Raw genomic sequence first — 1,669 nt, 5'->3', positions numbered from 1 at the left:
ATATCGTAGAAACATTAGACTTAGATTAAAAATTAAATACATGAAATTAGATATTTTAGCTTTTGGAGCGCACCCTGATGATGTTGAATTGGGTTGTGGGGGCACCATTGCAAAAGAAGTCGATAACGGAAAAAAAGTGGGTATTATTGACCTTACCCGTGGAGAACTTGGCACACGCGGCACTGCCGAAACCAGAAAAGAAGAATCCAATAACGCCGCTGAAATTCTGGGTGTTACAATTAGAGAAAACTTAGGTTTTGCAGATGGCTTTTTTATGAATGATAAATCCCATCAATTGGAAATTATCAAAATGATTAGAAAATACCAGCCTACAATGGTGTTGTGCAATGCTATTGACGATCGGCATATTGATCATGGCAAAGGCAGTAAACTGGTAAGTGACGCTTGTTTTTTAAGTGGATTGGTTAAAATTGAAACCACATTAGATGGAAAATTACAACAACAGTGGCGACCAGATTATGTGTATCATTTTATTCAATGGAAAAATATTGAGCCAGATATTGTGGTTGATATTTCTGGATTTATTGATAAAAAAATGGCTGCTGTTCATGCTTATAAGACACAGTTCTTTGATCCTGAGAGCAAAGAACCGCAAACGCCAATCAGCAGTAAAAACTTTACAGATAGTATTGATTATAGGGCCAGGGATCTTGGCAGATTGATCGGAACTGAACACGCTGAGGGCTTTACGGTAGAACGTTACGCCGCCGTAAAAAGTTTATTCGATTTAGTGTAAATTTTTATGACAAATGTTTTGTTAAAACTACTTAATCTATTACATTTGCAGTCGCATTGCAGAATGCTGCTACATGGTGGATGTAGCTCAGTTGGTTAGAGCATCGGTTTGTGGTACCGAGGGTCGCCGGTTCGAGCCCGGTCTTCCACCCAGAATTTAAGCCTTTAAAGAAATTTGAAGGCTTTTTTTGTGCAAATAAATGAGATTGTTTTTCTAGATTTCGTAGAGTTTCATGATGTATTTGGATGAGTTTTCTGCTTCATCTTGATTCCATACAAAGCTGAGTTTTTCAGCTAAGAGCTTTTGTTCGTTTTTGAAGATTTTCAACATAAGGAATAAAGCATCCCAATTATTTTCAAGATTAGCATCCGAATACGTTTTTAAAACAGCCTTATAAAGTGCTTCACTCAAAAATTTGTCAGCAAACTTGCCTGATTTTCCTGCTGAAACCTTAAAATCATGTTCATTTCCAATATGCCATTCTAGGAGTTGCCAAAACATGGGTCTTACAACATTTTCCATCATTTCTTTCGCATAGATCATTTCTTTTCGTTTTAAACCTTTTGCGACATACGTTGCGGTCCACCAAAATTCATTGCAAACTTCCATAAATTGCTTTTGAGTTGGTCTTTTGATGTTATAATCAACATCTGATGGCTCTGGAATAGTCTTAAACAATTGGTCTTTATCCAACAAAACAAGGGTTAAACTATCTATTTCAAAATGAATATCGAATTTTTCATAAGGAAATAAAGTCAAGTCAATGCGATTTCCATCATCAAAAATCATCAGAAACGTAAAGGAGAATTTTTTATGATTTTCATCTTTTCCTAATTCCATTTCGTCTGGAAGTTGTTGTAAAATTGGAGTTCCCAACAGATTGATCCAATTTCGATCATTTAAAAATTGGTC

General features: G+C 35.8%; 2 protein-coding genes and 1 tRNA gene. 2 read left to right on the top strand and 1 reads right to left on the bottom strand.

Annotated features, from left to right (window positions below; translation table 11 throughout):
* Positions 1-40: 40 nt before the first annotated feature.
* The gene (gene bshB1 / locus VNJ50_RS03825; protein ID WP_325579213.1) at positions 41-757 is read left to right on the top strand and encodes a bacillithiol biosynthesis deacetylase BshB1; all 717 of its coding nucleotides are present in this window, start codon (positions 41-43) and stop codon (positions 755-757) included.
* A gap of 75 nt (positions 758-832) precedes the next feature.
* Positions 833-908: transfer RNA gene (locus VNJ50_RS03820), tRNA-His, on the top strand.
* Positions 909-970: 62 nt separating this feature from the next.
* On the opposite strand, the gene VNJ50_RS03815 is transcribed toward VNJ50_RS03820, so the two are convergent.
* Positions 971-1,669: aminoglycoside 6-adenylyltransferase (locus VNJ50_RS03815; protein ID WP_325579211.1), on the bottom strand; the 699-nt coding region annotated here is incomplete at its 5' end.

Source organism: Gelidibacter sp. (genome assembly GCF_035577925.1).
In the GTDB taxonomy this organism is placed as follows: domain Bacteria; phylum Bacteroidota; class Bacteroidia; order Flavobacteriales; family Flavobacteriaceae; genus Gelidibacter.
The sequence above is the reverse complement of the archived record's forward strand: the minus strand, read 5'-3'. Positions and strand labels throughout refer to the sequence as shown.

Excerpts from the sequence above, each read along its gene's own strand:
- bshB1 (WP_325579213.1), top strand. The coding sequence starts at position 41 with ATGAAATTAGATATTTTAGCTTTTGGAGCGCACCCTGATGATGTTGAA.